Source organism: Embleya sp. AB8, assembly GCF_049739465.1.
Taxonomy (GTDB): domain Bacteria; phylum Actinomycetota; class Actinomycetes; order Streptomycetales; family Streptomycetaceae; genus Embleya.
Genome location: NZ_JBMHHY010000021.1, coordinates 177947 through 197175, shown reverse-complemented (window position 1 = coordinate 197175; position 19229 = coordinate 177947). Strand labels below are relative to the sequence as shown.

17 protein-coding genes are annotated in these 19229 nt (G+C 72.5%); 8 read left to right on the top strand and 9 right to left on the bottom strand.

The window, feature by feature from the left end; translation table 11 throughout:
- Positions 1-98: 98 nt before the first annotated feature.
- Together ABIA38_RS29790 and ABIA38_RS29785 are read right to left on the bottom strand one after the other, a co-directional pair.
- Positions 99-1016: a TIGR03619 family F420-dependent LLM class oxidoreductase gene (locus ABIA38_RS29790; protein WP_424641956.1), complete on the bottom strand. Its 918-nt coding sequence runs from the start codon at positions 1014-1016 to the stop codon at positions 99-101.
- Between the two features lie 53 nt (positions 1017-1069).
- Positions 1070-2020, bottom strand: coding sequence for a glutamate ABC transporter substrate-binding protein (locus ABIA38_RS29785; RefSeq protein WP_424641955.1), 951 nt, complete (start codon positions 2018-2020; stop codon positions 1070-1072).
- A 200-nt stretch (positions 2021-2220) separates the two neighbouring features.
- Between ABIA38_RS29785 and gdhA the strand changes: the two genes are divergently transcribed.
- Complete coding sequence (gene gdhA, locus ABIA38_RS29780; protein WP_424641954.1) at positions 2221-3582, top strand: NADP-specific glutamate dehydrogenase; 1362 nt, start codon at positions 2221-2223, stop codon at positions 3580-3582.
- A gap of 54 nt (positions 3583-3636) precedes the next feature.
- On the opposite strand, the gene ABIA38_RS29775 is transcribed toward gdhA, so the two are convergent.
- Positions 3637-4104 (bottom strand): N-acetyltransferase family protein, encoded by a 468-nt coding sequence (locus tag ABIA38_RS29775; protein WP_424641953.1) that lies wholly within the window; start codon positions 4102-4104, stop codon positions 3637-3639.
- A 50-nt stretch (positions 4105-4154) separates the two neighbouring features.
- Positions 4155-5627: an MFS transporter gene (locus ABIA38_RS29770; RefSeq protein ID WP_424641952.1), complete on the bottom strand. Its 1473-nt coding sequence runs from the start codon at positions 5625-5627 to the stop codon at positions 4155-4157.
- 126 nt (positions 5628-5753) lie between these two features.
- Between ABIA38_RS29770 and ABIA38_RS29765 the strand changes: the two genes are divergently transcribed.
- On the top strand, positions 5754-6665 hold the full coding sequence (locus tag ABIA38_RS29765; RefSeq protein ID WP_424641951.1) for a LysR family transcriptional regulator: 912 nt from the start codon (positions 5754-5756) through the stop codon (positions 6663-6665).
- A gap of 46 nt (positions 6666-6711) precedes the next feature.
- Here the strand turns inward: ABIA38_RS29765 and ABIA38_RS29760 are convergent, their stop codons facing one another.
- The 5 genes from ABIA38_RS29760 to ABIA38_RS29740 form a co-directional block, all read right to left on the bottom strand.
- Positions 6712-7506: a PhzF family phenazine biosynthesis protein gene (locus ABIA38_RS29760; RefSeq protein ID WP_424641950.1), complete on the bottom strand. Its 795-nt coding sequence runs from the start codon at positions 7504-7506 to the stop codon at positions 6712-6714.
- A 96-nt stretch (positions 7507-7602) separates the two neighbouring features.
- Positions 7603-10269, bottom strand: a complete 2667-nt coding sequence (locus tag ABIA38_RS29755; RefSeq protein WP_424641949.1) for a hypothetical protein — start codon at positions 10267-10269, stop codon at positions 7603-7605.
- A gap of 288 nt (positions 10270-10557) precedes the next feature.
- Entirely contained in the window at positions 10558-11133 is a 576-nt protein-coding gene (locus tag ABIA38_RS29750; RefSeq protein WP_424641948.1) for a hypothetical protein, read from the bottom strand.
- A gap of 174 nt (positions 11134-11307) precedes the next feature.
- A complete protein-coding gene (locus ABIA38_RS29745; RefSeq protein WP_424641963.1) occupies positions 11308-12099 on the bottom strand; it encodes a CPBP family intramembrane glutamic endopeptidase in 792 nt (263 codons plus the stop codon).
- A 40-nt stretch (positions 12100-12139) separates the two neighbouring features.
- A complete protein-coding gene (locus ABIA38_RS29740; RefSeq protein ID WP_424641947.1) occupies positions 12140-13618 on the bottom strand; it encodes a glutamate--cysteine ligase in 1479 nt (492 codons plus the stop codon).
- A gap of 254 nt (positions 13619-13872) precedes the next feature.
- Between ABIA38_RS29740 and ABIA38_RS29735 the strand changes: the two genes are divergently transcribed.
- The 6 genes from ABIA38_RS29735 (at position 13873) to ABIA38_RS29710 (ending at position 19212) form a co-directional block, all read left to right on the top strand.
- On the top strand, positions 13873-14712 hold the full coding sequence (locus ABIA38_RS29735) for a polysaccharide deacetylase family protein (protein WP_424641946.1): 840 nt from the start codon (positions 13873-13875) through the stop codon (positions 14710-14712).
- 323 nt (positions 14713-15035) lie between these two features.
- Positions 15036-16349, top strand: a complete 1314-nt coding sequence (locus tag ABIA38_RS29730) for a hemolysin family protein (protein WP_424641945.1) — start codon at positions 15036-15038, stop codon at positions 16347-16349.
- Positions 16349-17335, top strand: a complete 987-nt coding sequence (locus ABIA38_RS29725) for a hemolysin family protein (RefSeq protein WP_424641944.1) — start codon at positions 16349-16351, stop codon at positions 17333-17335. The genes ABIA38_RS29730 and ABIA38_RS29725 overlap by 1 nt, the downstream gene beginning before the upstream one ends.
- Positions 17336-17557: 222 nt before the next feature.
- Complete coding sequence (locus ABIA38_RS29720; protein ID WP_424641943.1) at positions 17558-18127, top strand: hypothetical protein; 570 nt, start codon at positions 17558-17560, stop codon at positions 18125-18127.
- 154 nt (positions 18128-18281) lie between these two features.
- Positions 18282-18482 (top strand): DUF5999 family protein, encoded by a 201-nt coding sequence (locus tag ABIA38_RS29715; RefSeq protein ID WP_424641942.1) that lies wholly within the window; start codon positions 18282-18284, stop codon positions 18480-18482.
- A 139-nt stretch (positions 18483-18621) separates the two neighbouring features.
- Positions 18622-19212, top strand: coding sequence for a TetR/AcrR family transcriptional regulator (locus ABIA38_RS29710; RefSeq protein ID WP_424641941.1), 591 nt, complete (start codon positions 18622-18624; stop codon positions 19210-19212).
- Positions 19213-19229: the final 17 nt, after the last annotated feature.

Below are 19229 nucleotides of genomic sequence, written 5' to 3'. Positions count from 1 at the left end.
CGGCTTTTATATGGGCTCCAACCGCTTTTGCGGGCACCGGGGCGGTGACGGCACACCGGCCGGCGCCGACCCGCGACGGGTCGGCGCCGGCCGGGTGTTCAGCCGAGCAGCGGCCGTACGCGCAGCCGCTTGACCCGCGGCACCACCAGTTCGGCGAATCCGGCCACCTGTTCGAGGTACTGCGCGCGGGTGCCGGCCGGCAGTGTCACGGTCACCCCGGTGACCCCCGCCTCGGCCTGCTCGGTCAGATCCGCGACGATCGCCTCGTGGTCGATGGCATCGCCGTCGAACATGTTCATCCCGCGCGGCATGAAGGTCACCTGGATCGGCTCGGTCCGACCGACCGAGGCCGCGTATTCCCGGGCGTAGTCGAGCCGGGCGGTCAACTCGGCCAGCGTCTCCAGGCCGGGGGTCTTGAGGTGCTTCGCGGCGCCCGCCGGGGCCGGCATCGGCAACCAGCCGTCGCACAGGTCCACCACCCGTCGGATCGCCCGCCGGCTGTTGCCGCCCACCCAGACCGGGATCCGGGCCTGGGCCGGCCGCGGTCGCATGGTGTTGCCGGCGACGCTCTCCCCGGTCCAGGCCGCGCGCATCGCCCGCAGCGCGTCGTCGAGCACGTCGTTGCGGTTCGCGTAGTCCGCGCCCAGCGCGGCGAACTCCGGCTCCAGGTAGCCCGCGCCCACCCCCAGGATCACCCGGCCGCCGGACAGCGCGTCCAGCGAGGAGATCATTTTCGCCGACACGTACGGATTGCGGTACGCCGGGACGAACAGGTTGGTGTGCAGCCGCAAGCGGGTGGTGGCCGCCGCCGCGAAGGACAGCGTGACCATCGGGTCCAGCGTGTGATGGCCGCCGTGCGCCAGCCACCGGTCGTCGGGGAACGGGTGGTCGGTGGTGAAGACCGCGTCGAACCCGGCGGACTCGGCCGCCCGGGACATCTCCATCACGGCGTCGGCGCTGATCAGATCGGCGCCGGCCTCGACCAGGTGTGTGGGCAGTCCGAGCGAAAGGAACATGGCGGCACCGTAGCAGCGGCCTGACGCATCGTCAGTAACCGCTGCCACAGCGGTCATCCGCCGTAGGTGGTGGTCGGCTGGCCGGCCGGCCCGAGCGCCTTGGCCAGCCAGTTGTTGTACAGCTCCTGCCACCGGTGCTCGGTCCGCAGCCGCTCGAGCACCCCGTTCAGGAAGCGTACGAAGTCGGTCTGGCCCTTGGGCACCGCGATGCCCTTGACCTCCTCCACCGCGGTCGGCCCGCGTACCTCCAGCCACGGGTCCTGCTCGCGCAGGCTCTCCAGGAGCGAGGCGTTGGTGTAGGCCGCCGCGACCCGGCCCTCCTGGAGCGCGACCAGGCAGTCCGTGCGGTCCGCCACCGCGTAGACCTTGGCCTTGGACTCGGCCACCCGCCGTTCCGGCGTGGTGTTCGAGGACACGCACACATAGCGGCCGGCCAGGTCGGCCAGCTCGTTGACCTGCGAACCCTTCGGCACCAGGAAGCGCAGCGCGTCCTCCAGGTAGACGGCGGAGAAGTCCACCTGTTGGCGGCGCTCACAGGTGATCGTCATCGCGTCCACCACCATGTCGACCTGCTGCTCGACCAGCACGTCGATCCGGCGACCGGGTGGGATGGTCCGGAACTGGATCCGATCCGGATCGCCGAAGATCGCCTTCGCCACCTCCCGGGCCAGATCGATGTCGAAGCCCTCCAACTGCCCCGTGTTCGAATTGCGCGCGGCGAACATCCGGGTGTTCTGGTCGACGCCCACCACGAGTTTGCCGCGGTCCTGGATGGCCCGCATCGTCGTCCCGGCCGGCATCGCGCCGGCCCGGGCCGAGGTGCTCGGGGTCAGGCTCCGGCTCGGGTCGCACGGCGGCGCCGACACCGGAGGCGGCAACTTCGGATCGGGCACCCCGACCTCGATCGGGACGTGTGCCGACGGCGCGACGGGCGACGCGGCGGCGCTGTCGCCGCCGCCCGTCCCGCACGCGGACGCCAGGAGCACCATGGCCAGGGCCGCCACCCGAAGTGACGCTGCATCAATTCTTTTCGGCCGCACGGGACGCAGCATCTCAGGTATGGGTGCGCGGTAACCGAGGGCGTTCCCTCGGACGGGTCCGAATATCGACCGGTACCTCGCCGAACGGCCACTGATCGATAGCGTGACCGCACGCGATCGCCCGCGACGAGCCGGCGTCGACGTCGACGGAAGGACAACCACCCATGAGTCCCCAGGCATTCGCCGAGCTGACCGGCCCGGCCGCGGCGACCTTCGCCGAGGTGTTGCGCCGCAATCCCGGCGAGCCCGAGTTCCACCAGGCCGTGCACGAGGTGTTGGAGAGCCTGGGCACCGCGCTGACCCGGCGCCCCGAACTGGCCGACGCGGCGCTCCTGGAGCGACTGGTGGAGCCGGAACGGCAGGTGCTCTTCCGGGTGCCGTGGACCGACGACTCCGGCCGGGTCCGGGTCAACCGGGGCTTTCGGATCGAGTTCAACGGTGCGCTCGGGCCGTACAAGGGCGGGTTGCGCTTTCATCCGTCGGTGAACCTGAGCGTGGTCAAGTTCCTCGGTTTCGAACAGATCTTCAAGAACGCGCTCACCGGGTTGGGCATCGGCGGCGGCAAGGGCGGTTCGGACTTCGACCCGAAGGGTCGCTCGGACGCCGAAGTGATGCGCTTCTGCCAGTCGTTCATGACCGAGCTCTACCGACACCTGGGCGAGCACACCGATGTGCCGGCCGGGGACATCGGGGTCGGCGGGCGCGAGATCGGCTATCTGTTCGGCCAGTACCGGCGGATCACCAACCGCTACGAGTCCGGCGTGCTCACCGGCAAGGGGCTGGGCTGGGGCGGCTCGCAGGTGCGTACCGAGGCGACCGGCTACGGCTGTGCCTACTTCCTCGCCGAGATGTTGCGGGTCCGCGGCGACGACCTGAGCGATCGCCGCGCGGTGGTCTCCGGTTCGGGCAACGTGTCGATCTTCGCGATCGACAAGGCCCGCGAACTCGGCGCGCGCGTCGTGGCGGCCTCCGACTCGGCCGGCTACCTCGTCGACGACAAGGGCCTGGACCTGGACCTGCTCAAGGAGATCAAGCTGGATCGGCGCGGCCGGATCGCCGAATACGCCGACCGGGTCGCGCACGCCCGCTATGTGCCGGGCGGTTCGGTCTGGGAGGTCCCGTGCGATGTCGCGCTGCCCTGCGCGACCCAGAACGAACTGTCCGGCCCGGCCGCCGCGCACCTGGTCAAGCACGGTCTGACGGCAGTCGCGGAGGGCGCCAACATGCCGTGCACCCCGGAGGCGGTACACGTCTTCCGGGCGGCGGGCGTGGCGTTCGCGCCGGGCAAGGCGGCCAACGCGGGCGGCGTGGCCACCTCGGCCCTGGAAATGGCGCAGAACGCGGCCCGCACGTCGTGGAGCTTCGCCGACACCGACGCCCGGCTCGGCGCGATCATGCGCGACATCCACGGCACGTGCCTGGCCACCGCCGCCGAATACGGCCACGAGGGCGACTACGTACTGGGCGCGAACGTGGCCGGCTTCCTGCGGGTGGCCGAGGCGATGACCGCCTTCGGCGTGGTGTGACCCACCGGATCCCGCACCACCGCCCGACCGGCCCCCACCGGTCGGGCGACCCGCTCACTCCAGGACCCGCCGAAACACCTGCCGCGAACCACCCTCCGGCCCCGGCTCGGCGGCCTCGGCGGCGGTGAAGCCGAGCGACGCGTAGAACGCCCGGGAGCCGCCCTCGATCGCGCCCGGGTGGTCGATCCCGAAGGTGATCAACTCGACGGTGCCGGGCCCGGGTCCGAATCGGCGGGTCGCCTCGGCCATCAGCGCACGGCCCACACCGCGCCCCCGAGCACGTTCGGACACCACGAGCCAGTGCACGTGGTGGACCGGCGGCGCGCTGCCGAACAGCAGGCCGCCGAGCGGTGGGCGGCCGACGTCGGCGGGCACCACGAGCGCCCGGCCCTCGCGCAGATGCTCGTCCAGCGCGGCGTGGAAGCCGGGCTCCTCGACCATCGGTCCGAACCAATGCTCCACCTCGGCGGCCAGGGCCACGAATCCCGACCGGTCCGCCTCGTACCCGGGTCTGACGATCATCGGAACAGTCTGGCAGCCGCCGGCACCGTCGGCCGCGCCGGCGGGCCCGGTCACGAGGTCGCGGTGCGGTCCCGGTAGCCCGCCGCGACCACCGCGGTGGCCAGCAGCAGGACCGCGCCGACCACCAGGAAGCCGACCGACATCGCTTCGGTGAACGAGTCCACCACGCGCGCGTGTTCCGCGCCTCGGGTGCGGGAGAGTTCCACGGCCGGCTGACCGGAGAACCGGCCGGCCAGGACCGTGCCGAACACCGCGACCCCGAGCGCCGCCCCGACCTCGCGGGCGGCGGTGTTCAGCCCGGAGCCCAACCCCGCCTGATGCGCGGGCAGTTCGGTGACCACGCCGAAGGACAGCGCGGGGGCGCACAGCCCGATCCCGGCCGACAGGACGAGCAGGAATCCCGCATAGACCGGGTAGGGCGTGGCCACGTCCACGGTCGACATGCACAGCAGGCCGATCCCGATCAGGCCGAGCCCGAACACCACCAACGGCCGGGGACCGTACCGCTGCTGCACCCTGACCGCGACCCGGGGCGCAAGCGCCATGCCGACCGTGAGCGGGATGATGGCGAAGCCGGTACGCAGCGCCGAGAAGCCCTTCACGTATTGCAGATATTGGGCATTGATGAAGAACAGCGCGAACAGCCCGAAGAAGCTCGCGCCGATCCCGAGTACCCCCGCCCGCAGCTTGCCCGAGCGGAACACGCGCGGGTCCAGGAGCGGGTGCTCGGCGCGCAGCGCGTGCCACCCGAAGCCGGCGAGCAACACCGCGCCGAGCCCGAAGCCGCCGAGCACGTGGCTCGAACCCCAGCCGAAGTTCGGGCCCTCGATGATCCCGTAGAGCACCGCGACCAGACCGCTGATCAGCAGTGCCGACCCGATCGGGTCGAGCGCGGCCGGGTGGGTGGCGGTGCGCGGGGTGACCCGCCGGACGAACGCGGCGAGTCCGGCGGCGAGCGGGACCATGATCCAGAACAGGCCCTGCCAGGGCAGGTATTCCTGGACCAGGCCGCCACCCACGTTGCCGAGCAGGCCGCCCAGGCCGACCGCCAGGGTCCACGAGGCCATCGCCTTCGGCCGTTGCTCGGCCGGGAAGACGTGCATCAGGATCGACATCGTCGCGGGCATGATCAGCGCGGCGCCCGCGCCGGAGATCCCCCGACCGACGATCAGCGTCGCGGTGTTGGTGGCGAGCGCGCTGACCGTGGCACCGGCGGCGAACACGCCGAGTCCGGCGAGCAGCGCGCCCTTGCGGCCATAGCGGTCACCGAGCGCGCCGGCGGGAATGAGCAGGCCGGCGAAGACGATCACGTACGCGTCGACGATCCACAGGATGCCGGTCGCGGACGGATGCAGCCCGGATGCGGCCAGTTGCGGAATGGACAGGTTGATCGCGGCGACCATGCTCTGTGCGACCAGCACACACGCACACATCGCGAGCAGTACGGCGCGCGGCGCGGCGGCCCCGGCCTGATCGGGGCCGGCGGCCGGAGCCGGCGGCGCGGCGGAGACGGGCATGGACATGGGTCCCCCATAAAGCAAATAGCGCGAACGGATGGAAGTGGTCCTGCGCAGGGAACGTCGGGTCCGGACTCGTTCACCGTAGGCCGGGACGCCGATTGACTCCAGTGCATGTTCTGCATGAAAGTAATGCGCGTGACGCAATCCGGAATGGACCTCAACCTGCTCACCGCGCTCGACGCGCTCCTGGACGAGTGCAGCGTCTCCGGCGCGGCCCAGCGGATGCATCTGTCGGAGCCGGCGATGAGCCGCACGCTGGGCCGGATCCGCCGGGCGCTCGGCGATCCGATCCTGGTCCGGGCCGGTCACACGATGGTGCCCACGCCGCACGCGTTGGCGATCCGGGCCGAGGTGCGGGTGATCGTGGAGCGCGCCCGCACGTTGTTCGTCGGTGCCGGCGAGCTGGACCTGCGCACCCTGTCGCGCACCTTCACGCTGCTCTCGCACGACGCGTTCACCGCGGCGTGCGGCGCGGCGTTGTTCGCCCGGGCCGCGCGCGAGGCGCCGGAGGTGCGGCTGAAATTCCTCGCCGAGGCGCACGTCGACACGCCGGCGCTGCGTGAGGGGATCGCCGACCTGGAGGTGGGCGTGATCGACACCATCTCGCCCGAGGTGCTCACCGAGCATCTGTTCGACGATCGGATGGTGGCCTGCGTCCGGGCCGGTCATCCGCTCCTGCGCGGACGGTGCACGCCCGAGCGGTTCGCCGCCGCCGAGCATCTGATCGTGTCCCGGCGCGGCAGGCCGGCCGGCCCGGTGGACGCCGCGCTGGCCGAACTGGGCCTGACCCGGCGGGTGGTGGGCACCGTACCGACGTTCCCGTCCTCGCTGTTCCTGCTCCAGGCGAGCGATCTGGTCGGCTTGGTCGCCGGGCAACTCACCACGCTGGTCGAGGGGATGGGGCTGCGTACGTTCGAGGTCCCGCTGGCGCTGCCCGCGCTGCCGATGGGATTGGCCTGGCATCCGCGCAACGACGCCGATCCGGGGCACGCGTGGTTGCGGCAGTGTGTGCGCGACGTGTTGGCGCCGGCCATCCGGTGAGGGCGGGCGTCGGATCAGCCGTCGAGGCGCCCGAGTGCGATCCGGTTCAGAGCAGTTCGCCCGCCAGCACGGTGATCGCCTGCCCGGTCAGCCGGACCCGGTCGCCGGCCGGTTCCACGCCGACCGTGCCGCCGCGCGGGGACAACTGCGTGCCCGTCATCCGGCGCCGGTCCAGGCGCGGCGCCCAGTAGGGGCCGAGCACACAGTGCGCCGAGCCGGTGACCGGGTCCTCCGGGATGCCCACCGAGGGCGCGAACACGCGCGAGACGAAGTCGGCCCGCCCCTCCCCCGCTGCGGTCACGATCACCGCCCGGTACGGCAGCGCCGCGATCAGCTCCGGGTCCGGCGCCACCGCCCGCACCACCGCCACCGACGCCACCTCCACCAGCAGGTCCTCGCCGCCGGCGGCCACCCGGATCGGCTCCACCCCCAGGGCCAGGCCCAACTCGGCGGGGATCGGCACCTCGCGCGGCGGCAGGGCCGGGAAGTCGAGCAACACGCCGGCGCTGTCCCGGGACGCGGTCAGCACCCCGCTGCGGGTCGCGAAGCGGATCCGCGACGCGCTGCTGGTCAGGCCCTGTTCGAACAGGACGTGTGCGGCGGCCAGGGTGGCGTGCCCGCACAGGTCCACCTCGGTCTGCGGGGTGAACCAGCGCAGCCCGAAATCCGTGTCCACGCCCGCGCCGGGCACCACGAACGCGGTTTCGGAGTGGTTCAGTTCGGCCGCGACCGACTGCATCCAGGCGACGTCCTCGGCGTGCCCGGGATCGGGCAGGCACACCCCCGCCGGATTGCCCCGGAACCGCCGGTCGGTGAACGCGTCCACGACGTAAATGCGCATGCGGCTCACCGTACCCAACGACGTCGAACGCGCGGGTGTACCCACGAGCACCCGAGCCGGCCGAGCCCGCCGCCCGCGCGGCTCGTCGCCGGACACCTACGGCACCGGGGCGATCCGGGTGTCCGGGAGTCGCGCCATGATCGACTCGGCCGACGGGATGCGTACCGTCCCCGCCCCGTGCGCCCGCGCGGCGTAGTGGCCGGCGTCCCCCCACATGCCGCCCGTACGAGGCGGGCGCGCGGCCGGGTCGACCGAGAAATGCACCGGTGCGGTGGCGCTCGCCGCCGGTCGTGGCGCCGCCGCGGCGCGGTGCGGCGGTACCGCCGCCAGGAGCGCGATCAGCGCGAGGATCGCCGGGATCGCCAGCACGCGTGGTCCGTCGCCGTGTTTGAGCGCGGCGCGAAGTTGCTTGAGATGGCGCCGGAACGCGTCGAACTCGTCCTGTTCCCGCTCGACGATCGCCGCCGCGGCCTCGGGTCCCCAGCTGTGCGCGGCGATCAACGCCCGGATCGCCCGCAGTTCCTCGCGTGCCCGGGCCGAGGTCAGTCCCTCGAGCACCAGTTCGCGTTCCAGGCCGGGCAGCAGCGACTCGCGCTCGTGCTCGGGGGCGTCGTGCCACCAGCGCCCGACCTCGTGTACGTACAACTCGCGACGCGGCCCGGCCGGCCCGTCGACGATCTCGCCCGCCCACATCCGGGCCACCTCGGGCGCGTCCAGCCCGCGCAGCGCGGCTCGAAACCAACCGCTCGCCGCGCGCTCGGCCAGCTCCGGTCGGGCTCGGGCGATCGCCCCCCACCACGCGTTGTCCAGGCCGGGCAGCTCGGCCAGGCGTGCGTCCGCGAGCACCGCGTCCGCGAGCGCGGCGGTGACCGCCGGATCACCCGCCCGGGCCAGCTCGCCGAGTAACTCGGCAGTGACCGGGACCGCCCGCAGCAGTGCCGCGATCCAACCGGCGAACCGCCCCTCGGCCACCGGCTCGTGGCGCAACGCGAGCAGGTCCGCCGCGACGTAGGGCCCGTCCGTCGGCGCCCCGCCGAGGGCCAGGCGCAGCACGTCCGCGCGTACCCGGGCGGCCACCGGGGCCCGTGCGCCCAGCGGGGTGCCGAGCAGCGCGGCCAGTCCCCGTGCGGCCGGATCCGCCGGGCGTTCGGTGAGCGGGACCAGGGTCGGCCACAGGTCGTGCAGCACCGAGGCGGTCGTATCCGGGTCGGTGCGCCCGGCCACCCGCAGGGTGAACACCGCCTCGGCGGGCGGGATCTCGGCCGGCCGCAGCCGCTCGCCGGCGAGCAGCGCGTACGGCGCGAGCCATTCGGGCGCGCGGTCGTCCCACGGCCGGATCACCTCCAGCCACGCGCGTAGGTCGCCGCCGGCGGTGTCCAGGAGTCGGCGCAGCACCACCGGGTGGTTCCACAACGCGTCGTAGAGCGCGGGCACGTCGGTGGTCGGCACCGGCCCCAGGAACCGGCACAGGTCGGCGACCAGCGCCTCCGGGGAGACCCCGTCGGCGTCGGACCGGGCCGCGCCGTCGGCCGGCGTCGGGTGCTCGGCCCGCAGCGCCCGGCCGTCGACCCCGGCGGGCGGGGTGGCGCCGGCCAGGAGCGGTGGCACCGGGCCGAGCAGGACGTGTACGAGCCGATCGCCCCGCCCCGCCGCCACCGCGGTGTGCCACCCGAGCACCAGGCCGGCCGGGTGGGCGCGCAGGGCGGCGGCCATGTCCCGGGTCACCGCGTCGCCGTCCTCGGCCCGCCAGCGCTCGGCGATCGGCCCGGCCAGCGAGGTGTCGCCGCCGAGCAGCCGGGCCGGCATCGACTCGGGACGCGGCTCGGCCGCCGACGCCCGCGGTCCGGTGGCAGCGGCACCGGCGGACCCGGCGGCGGCCCGCCGGGGGTCGGCCGAGGCCCCCGCGCCCACGCCCGGGCCGGCGCCCGCACCGGCTTCGGCCCGCGCGCCCGCCTCGGCGAGCAGCCCGAGCAGGTGGTCCCCGGCGGCCGGCATGCCCGGCTCGCGCAGCGTGGCCAGCCCGGCGAGCAGCGCGTCCAGGCCGATCCGGCGGCGCAGCGTGGTCAGTTCGCCCAGGTAGGCCCGCGCGGCCGGCAGCTCGGGCAGCGCCGGGACACCGTCCAGGGCCACCCGTACCGTGCCCGGCGCGGGCACCCGGCCGAACGCCAGCCGCGGCCGCAGCCGCCCGGTGGCGCCCATCGAGGTGGCGAAGCGCAGCCCGGCGCGGCAGCCGTAGGGGAGCAACGCGGCGACCCGGTCCAGGAGTTCGAGTCGGGCCCGGGTGTCCAGGCGGTCCGCGCCGGTGAGCACGACCGGGCCGGCCAGGACCGCGGCCGCGACACCCGCGAGCCATTCGAAGTCGCTCGCCCGGACCGCGACGGCCGGCGGCGGCCCGGGCAGTCGCACGCGCAGCGGTCGTTCCCGGTCGGTGGGCAGTTCGATGCCGCGAAAGGCCAGCCACAGCGCGGTGTAGCCGGCGGCGCCCGCGGCGATCTCGGCGTAGGGCGCGGTGAAGTAGCGGACCCCCTCCGGGTCGCGCAGGGTCATCGCCACGAACGGATCCTCGCGCCCGGTGCTGGTCACCCCGACCCAGCCGGGCGGGGCGTAGTCGTCCAGCGTGGGCCGGACCAACCGTTCGAAGTGTTCCCGCCGTTCGGGCCCCGCGCTGCACGCCGGCACCACGCCGTCGCGGTACCAGGCCCAGTGCGCCCGCAACGTGCCCGCGGTCTCCCGGGGACGGTCGGCTCGGTCGGTCGCGTTCACGTGGGCCCTCCTGTGCGTGGGACACCGGTCTCCGAGCGGTTCGGTGGTACCGGATTCGGTTGTTCCCCGCGAACGTTCGATGTGATCCCGTCGAGCCCCTCGTTCTGCCCACGTCCCGCGCCCGGCCCGGTCGTCGGCCCGGTCGTGGGCAGGGCGAAGCCGGCGGCCCGGCACGCTCCGGCGGTCCGGCCGCGCCGATCGGCGCACCCCACACGGGCGCCGCCGCGCCGCCGAACGCCGCCCCCCGATCGACGGATTCCGCCCGCACACCCTGCTCGTGACGATCCGTCAACTCGAACAGGCGGGGACCTGCTTGCTCACATCGCCGCCGGTGCTCAGGAATATCGCGGGCACGAAGCCGGTCTTGCCCTCGACGTCGACCTGCGCCCAGGTCCGACTGGAGGCGCCCGCGTAGTAGGCGATCGAGCCCTCCGCGTGGCAGTTCGCCCGCACCTCGGTGCCGGTCTTGATCTGGATGATCTTCTCCGACTGGTAATTGGTGGTCTTGTACAGCGCCAGCCAGCCCCCGGTGTGCACGGTCGCCGCGATCGACCCCGGCTTGGGCCCGGCCGCACTGTCCCCGCCGCCGGAAGCACCCGCCGCACCGGCGGACTTGCTCGCGCTCGCCGAGGCGGACCCGCTCTTGCTCGCGCTCGCGTCGGCCTTCTTCTTGTCGCTCGAACCGCCGCCGCCCAGGGTGAGCAGCGCCACGAAGAAGACGATCACCAGCAGAATCAGCCCACCGACCACCATCAGGATCCGCACCGGATGCCGACTCAGCCCGCTCAGCCCGAACCGCCCGCGCCGCGGCCCGCCGATGGGCGTCGGCGCGGAGAAGAACTCCGCCCGCCTCCGGATGTCCATACGACCCCCTGCGTCCCCGTGTCGCCCGATATACATCTGTCGCCGGCAAACCCCGTTCGAAGGAGGTGTGCCCACAATGACCATCAGACACCAACGAGGCCGGCAAGACGTACCAACGAGTCCATAAATCGATCGATCGTGGACCCGGGGCGACGGGGACGGCGACGGCTACGGCTACGGCGTGGGCAGCCAGTCCACCCGGCCGGCGAGCAGCACATAACCGACGAAGGCCACGATGTCGATCAGCGCGTGTGCCACCAGGAGCGGCATCACCCGACCCCAACGCCGGTACAGCACACAGAAGATCACGCCCATCACCACGTTGCCGAAGAACCCGCCGACGCCCTGGTAGAGGTGGTAGGAACCGCGCACCACCGAGCTGATCGCCACCGCCCTGACCCACGGCACCTCCAACTGGCCCAGCCGGCGCAGCAGATAGCCGAGGACGATCACCTCCTCCAGTGCCGCGTTCTCGATCGCGGACAACACCAGGACCGGGATCCGCCACCACACGTCCGGCAGCGTGGTGGGCACCACGGTCAGATTCGCGCCGGCCGCGTGCGCGCCCAGATACAGCGCCAGGCCCGCCCCGCCGATCGTGGCCGCGACCGCGGTCCCGCGGCCCAGGTCCCACCACGGCCGGGTCCGGTCCACCCCCAGCACCCGCAACGAGCTGCCCTCGCGCATCAGCAGGTGGGCCACCAGGAACACCGGGACCAGCGCGGTGGCGATCCCGAACAGCTGCCAGGCCAGATCCAGCCAGGGGCGGTCCACCGCCCGCGAGCCGTTGAGCACCGCGGCCTTGTGGGTCAGCCCGCCCGGCGCGGTGAGCGAGCCGAGAAAGGAGATCAGCGAGGAGACCCCGGAGGCGCCCAGGGACAGCGCCAGGACCAGCACCACTTCGGCGCGCAGCACGTGCCGCCGGGACCGGGTGGGCTTCTCGACGGATGCGGAGTCGGACTCGATGATCACTCGCACACGGTACCGAGCGCGGCTGAGCCCGCCGTCAGCCCACGGGCCAGGTGTGCACCGGGTCCCCGCCGCGCATGTGCTCGGCGTAGCGCAGCGTCATCGCGCGCAACGCCTCGAGGCGGTCCATGCCCTTGGCGTCGCGGTAGTGGTGGTACTGCGCGCTCTGCCAACTCGCCCCGTTGACCCGCGACAGGCAGCGCTGCTCGATGATGCCCAGGTATTCGTCCCGCTCGCGCGGATCGATCCCCCACCGGTCCAGGCCCACGTAGGCGCGCGGCAGCAGATCCTCCAGGACCAGGCGGGTGACCGAGACGGTGCCGTGGCCGGGCCAGTTCAGCAGCGCGTCGATGCCGTAGCGGGCGCCGGCGTGGAAGTTCGCCGCCGCCACGGAGAACGGCATCCGCTCCCACACCGGCTGTTCGTCGTCCACCAGCGAGCGCACCACACCGTAGTAGAACGCGGCGTTGGCCATGATGTCCGCCACGGTCGGCCCGGCGGGCAACACCCGGTTCTCCACCCGCAGATGCGGCTTGCCCCGGGCCACGTCGTAGACCGGCCGGTTCCACCGATAGATCGTCCCGTTGTGCAGCCTGAGCTCGCGCAGATGCGGTACGTCGCCCCGGTCCAGCGCCTCGATCGGGTCCTCGTCGTCGCAGATCGGCAACAACGACGGGAAATACCTGAGGTTCTCCTCGAACAGGTCGACGACCGAGCCGATCCAGCGCTCGCCGAACCAGGTCAGCGGCCGCACGCCCTGCGCGATCAGCTCCTCGGGCCGGGTGTCGCAGGCCTGCTCGAACAGGATGGGCCGGGTCTCGCACCACAGTTCGCGGCCGAACAGGAAGGGCGAGTTCGCGCCGATCCCGCACTGCACCCCGGTGATCGACTGCGCCGCGTTCCACAGCGGCCCGAAGTTGCGCGGGGTGACCTGGAGATGGAACTGCACGGACGTACACGCCGCTTCGGAGACGATCGTGGTCGACGTGGTGTCCAGTCGCTCGACGCCCTCGATGTGCAGTCGGATGTCCTCGCCGCGCGCGTTCAGGATCTGGTCGTTGAGCAGGGTGTAGCGGGCGTTGTCGGAAATCGTCTCGAACGCCATGTGCGCGTCGGTCAGGGTCGGCAGAATCCCGATCATCACGATCCGCGACTCGAGTTCGGCGGCCTTGCGGTCCGCGTAGTCCAGGCTCGTGCGCAGTTCCTCGACCAATTCGGAGAACACCGGTCCGGTCAGCCGATGCGGCGGAATGTTGACCTCGATGTTGAACAAACCCAACTCGGTCTGGAAATCGGGGCTGGCTATCCGGCGCAGCACCTCGGCATTGCTCATCCGCGGCCGACCCGCGCCGTCCGCCAGGTTGAGTTCGATCTCCACGCCCATGAGCTTGCGGGCGCTCTCGAAGCGATTCTCCGCGAGCATGCGCTCCAGCGTTTCCAGACACCGGCGCAATTTGTGCCGGTAGCGCTGCCGATCGGACCGGCTGAACTCGGTGACCTCGACCTTTTCGCCCATGAATGCCCTCCCCCAGGAACCCGGCTCCCGAGCGGCCGGTGGTGTGGACGCGACGTTCTGCCAAAGCGATGCATCGGGCCGACATTGGGAACATTACCGAGCGACCGTGACGAAACACAGGGGAACCGCACGACCGGGAAGCACGTCACTGATCACATCGAGGCGGTATCCGGTGGTCGATCTTCAAGCCTTGTCGACGATCACCTAGGGTGGCCTCTGCCGTGCCGGCGTGGCGAGTTCAATGGGGGTTTGTGGTGCGGGAGTTGATCGGGGCACTGCCCATACGGGGTCTGCGTTTCCAGGCCGTGATCGCGGTGTTGTCGATACTCGTGTGCGGTGCGTTGATCTGGAATGTCGGCAGTGCCGGCCGCTGGTCGCGGGCGTCCGCCGCCACGGCGGCCGAAGCGCCCAAGGAGATTCAGGCCCCGCTGCAGCCGCAGTCGGGCACCCCGGACGCCCAGGAGCCGGCCACGCCGCCGGCCGCGCCGCCGCTCTCGACGGACCCGACGCTGGTGAGCCGGGTCAAGGGCGAGGGCAAGGTGGTCGCGCTGACCCTGGACGACGGGCCGTGGCCGGAGTGGACCGACAAGGCCCTGACGCTGCTCGCCCGTTACGACGTCAAGGCCACCTTCTGCATGGTGGGCCAACAGGCCAAGGACCACCCCGACCTGGTGCGCAAGGTGGTCGCGGGCGGCCACGCCCTGTGCAACCACACCATGACCCACGACTCCAACCTGAAGAAGCGCTCTCCCGAAGAGATGCGCAACCAGATGCAGCAGACCCTGGACTGGATCCACGCGGCCTCCCCCGGCACCCCCGTGCACTGGTTCCGCGCCCCCGCGGGCAACTGGTCCGACGAGATCCGGCAGACCGCCGCGTCCTTGAACATGGGCTCGCTGCACTGGTCGGTGGACACCAACGACTGGCAGAAGCCGGGCGTCCCGAAAATGCTCCAAACGGTCCACAGCCAGGTGGGCCCCCGAGGCATCATCCTGTGCCACGACGGCGGCGGCGACCGCACCCAGACCATGGCCATGCTCGAACGCCTACTCCCCGAACTGAAGTCCGCCGGCTACACCTTCGTCCTCCCGTAACCGACCCCGAACGACGCCGCCGCAGGCGCAAGACCACCCGCCCCACTCGCCCGGGCCAACCAAACCCAGCCCGTCCGGCGTTTGAGGACAACGCCCAACGCGACCCGAACCGCAACGCCACCCCGCACACCCGTCCGAGCCCGACTCCGTGCCCGGGCCATCACATCCAGCCCGTCCGGCGCTTGAGGACGGCACCCAAGCCGCCCAACACGCAACGCACCCCCACGCCCGTCCGAGCCAACGCCGGCCCGTCCGGCGTTTGAGGACACCGCCCAACGGCAACCAACACCCAACGCCCGCACCAACCCCAGCCCGTCCGGCGCTTGAGGACAACCGCACGGCCCGGGCCGAAAACCACCCCGCGCACACCGGGAGGCCGCCCCATCGACGCCGCCCCCGCCCTCGGCCTGCTCGCGCTGCTGATCGCCGGCAACGGCATGTTCGTCGCCGCCGAGTTCTCCCTCGTCACCGTCGAGCGCAGCGACGTCGCCGCCCGCGCCGCCGCCGGCGATCGAGGCGCCGGCCGGGTGCTGCACGCCCTGCGCACCCTGTCCTTCCAGCTCTCCGGCGCCCAGTTGGGCATCACCCTGACCTCGCTGATCACCGGCTACCTGGCCGAGGCCGCCTTCCGGCTGCCCAGGTTCGCCGCCCTCCTGCTCGCCTCCACTTTGCAGATGGTGCTCGGCGAACTCGTCCCGAAGAACGCCGCGATCGCCCGCCCCCTGGGCGTCGCCCGGGTCGCCGGCCCGTTCCAGGTCGGCTTCTCCCGGGTCTGCCGACCGCTGATCGTCTTCCTCAACGGCTCCGCCAACCGATTCGTCCGCCGCCTTGGCATCGAGCCGCAGGAGGAACTCGGCTCGGCCCGCTCACCCGACGAACTGGCCCAACTCGTCCGCCATTCGGCCCGCGCCGGCGTACTCCCCGCAGGCACTGCCAGGACCCTGCACCGGGCCCTGCGCTTCGCCGACAAGCAGGCCGCCGAGGCGATGACCCCGCGCACCGAACTGGTCACCCTGCCCGCGACCGCGTCGGTGGCCCGACTCCTGGCCACCGCCCACATGTGCGGCCACAGCCGGATCCCGGTCCGCGGCCAGGACCTGGACGAGATCGTCGGCGTCGCCGTGGTCCGCGACGCGCTGCGCGTACCCGCCGCCGACCGGGCCCGCACCCCGCTCACCGACATCGCCCGCGCCCCCGTGCTGATCCCCACCTCGCTCGACCTCAGACGCGCCGTCGAGCGCCTGCGCGAGGGCCGCACCCAGCTGGCCGTGGTGGTCGACGAATACGGCGGCACGGCCGGCGTGCTGACCGCCGAGGACCTGGCCGAGGAGCTGGTCGGCGACCTCGCCGACGAACACGACCCGGCGGACGAGCCGGACGCGCCGCCGCAACACACCGCCGACTCCCCGGTGTTGCGCCTGTCCGGCCTGCTGCGCGCGGACGAGGTCGAGGAGGCCACCGGCTGGCGGCTGCCCGAGGGCGACTACAGCACCCTGGCCGGCCTGATCCTGGCCCGCCTCGGCCGACTGCCCCGGGTCGGCGACCACGTCGACGTGGCCGGCCGCCGGCTCACCGTGGTGGCCATGGACCGGCACCGGATCGACGAGGTCGAACTGCGCCCGGAGGCCGAGTCCTGATGGGCGACCTGCTGCTGTCCCTGGTCCTGCTCGCCGCCAACGCGTTCTTCGTCGGCGCCGAGTTCTCGGTGATCTCCGCCCGCCGCACCCGGATCGCCCCACAGGCCGAGGCCGGTTCGCGCCGCGCCGCGATGGTGCTCACCGCGATGAGCCGGCTGTCCACCATGCTCGCCGCCGCCCAACTGGGCATCACCGTCGCCTCGCTCGGCCTGGGCGCGGTCGCCGAACCCGCGCTCGCGCACGCCGTGGGCGGGCCGATCCGGGCCGTCGGTCTGCCCGCCGGCGCGACCCACCCGATCGCCTTCGTCCTGGCGCTGGCCGTGGTGGTCTTCTGCCACATGGTGCTCGGCGAGATGGTCCCCAAGAACATCGCACTCGCCGGGCCCGAGGAGTGCGCACTGTGGTTGACCCCGCCGCTGCTCCTGTTCGCCCGGCTCACCGCACCGATCCTGTGGCTGCTCAACCACGTGGCCAACCTGTTCCTGCGCGCCTTCCGGGTCCGCCCGGTGGACGAGGTGCGCAGCGTGTACACCGCCGAGGAACTCCCGGCGCTGCTCGCCGAGTCGCGCGAGCACGACCTGCTCGACGTGCACGAGCACGAGCGCCTTTCCGGCGTGCTCGCGCTGCACTCGAGCCCCGCCGCCGACGTCCTGCGTCCGTGGGCCGAGGTGGTCGCGCTGCCCCGCCCGGTGACCGCCGCCGCGCTCGAGGAGGCCGCGGTACGCACCGGCCTGTCCCGCTTCCCGGTCCTGGATCCCGCCGAGCGCCCCGTGGGCTACGTGCACGTCCTCGACGTACTGGCCCCCGAACCGGACGGTTCGGTACCGGTGTACCCGCTCGTGACGGTCGACCCGGACGTCACGCTGACCACCCTGCTGGCCCGGATGCGCGGCTCCCGGACCCATCTGGCCCTGGTCGGCACCCCGGGCGCGGTCCCACTCGGCCTGGTCACCCTCGATGACGTGATGTCCTCGCTGTTCCCCTGATCAAGACCGTTCCAAAAGGGCTTCAAACGGGTGTCAGTTCGCAATACACCGTTACTTTTCGGAGCCGTTTCGGTACAATGCGCTGACCGGCCCTGCCGGGTCCCTCTGTACGCCGCCGGGTCGTCCCCGGCCGGATACCCGGCTCCCCACAGCACAGCGCCGCTTTCCTCGCCCCGGATTCGCTCCGGGTTTTTGGACTCTGCATCGAAATGAGGCGGTCTCATGGTCCTGCGTGTGCCCGAGGCTCCCGAGTCGGCCCGGCGAGCGGCCCGAGCCGTGCTCGAATCCCGCGAGTCGCTCCCGGTCGACTGCCGCGCCGATCAAGCCGCGCTCACGGCCGGATTCCCGCACCGCGTCTTCGAGATCGACCTGCTCGACCTGGTCGCCGAGCGCGGCGTGCGCAGCGCCCGCCCGGTGGGTTGGCGCTGGCTCATGTGGTCCGGCGACGTGGTCGTCGGCGGCATCGAGGTGCGCACCGGCCCGTCCGGCCACGGCGTCGGCCGGTTCGTCGAGGGCCCGTTCACCGTCGCCACCGCGCCGGCCGCCGCCGCGGCCCGCGCGCTGCCGCAGACCATGCTCCGGCGCGACGAGGCGCGCCTGCTGAACGTGCCCGGGATGTACATGGTCGCGCTGTGGCTGGCCGACGAGGCGGGCGGCGTGGACCTGCTGATCCCGCTCGCACCGGCGCCGTGCGGCGTGCAGGCGCTGCGCGGCTACACCGCGGCCGAACTCGCCGAGGTACTGGCCGCGCGCACCCGCCGGCCGGCCGCCGTGGGGGCTCCGGACAGCTGATCACACCCCTCGGTTCACACGTGTGGTCACATCTTGGGCGCAGTCGGGTGAGAACCGTGAGAAGTCCTGCGCGGGGGCGTTTCGAGGCGGACACTGTGATCTGCCGGGCAAGGCTGCCCGACGCGCTCCGCGCAGACACCGAGAAGGTACGAGGATGTGCCAGCACCGACCGCAATGCCCGCCGGCGGACAGTCCCGATCGTGAGGCCGCCGCCGTCGTGGCCGCCCATTTCGAACAGGGATGGAGCCTGCTGTGCAATGGCGTCGTCCTGTTCGAGGACACGGGCGAACTGCTGCCGGACGGACGCACCATCGCCCCGCACCGGCCCCGAGTGGGGTTGGTTTCGGCGGCCTGATCCGTTCGCACGGCCCTGACGAGCCGGAGGTCACCTCGGACCGACCTCCGGCTCTCACCTGTCCGGGGTGGGGCCGGTCGCCGGCCCGGTACAGTGCCGGCGGCACGATGTTGGCGCGACGACTCGGAGTCCCACCCCCATGCGCACTGGCGGCACCCCCCGGCCCGGTCGCCCGCGTGACCCGCGCACCGACGAACTGATCCTGGCCGCGGCCCGCGAACTGGTCGCCGAGCAGGGCTACAACCGGGTCACCATCGACGCGGTGGCCCGCCGCGCGGGGGTGACCAGGCCGACCGTCTATCGCCGTTGGCCGTCCAAGGCGCATCTGGTGCACGAGGCGGTCTTCCCGGCCCGCGAGCCGACCTTCCGGCCGCTGCCGCACGAGGACTTCGCCGCCGGCGTGCGGCGTTTCGCCGAGGCCGCCCTGGAGTCCTTCCGCCGGCCGGAGAGCGCCGCCGCGGTGCCGGGACTGCTGGCCGAGTATCGCGATCAGCCCGAACTCAAGGAACTGCTCGTGGCCCGGATGGATCCGGTCCGGGCGGTCTTCCGGGCCTTCGTCGCGGACGCGATCGTGCGCGGCCGGGCCCGTCCGGAGCTGGACGCGGACCTGCTGTTCGAATCGCTCAGCGGCGCGCTGCTGTTCGGCGTCCTGGGCAGCGACCTGGCCGCCGAGCCCGACTTCGCCGCGTCGGTGGCGCAGTTGTTGACCTACGGCGCGGCCCGCCCCTGATCGGGACGGGCCGCGCG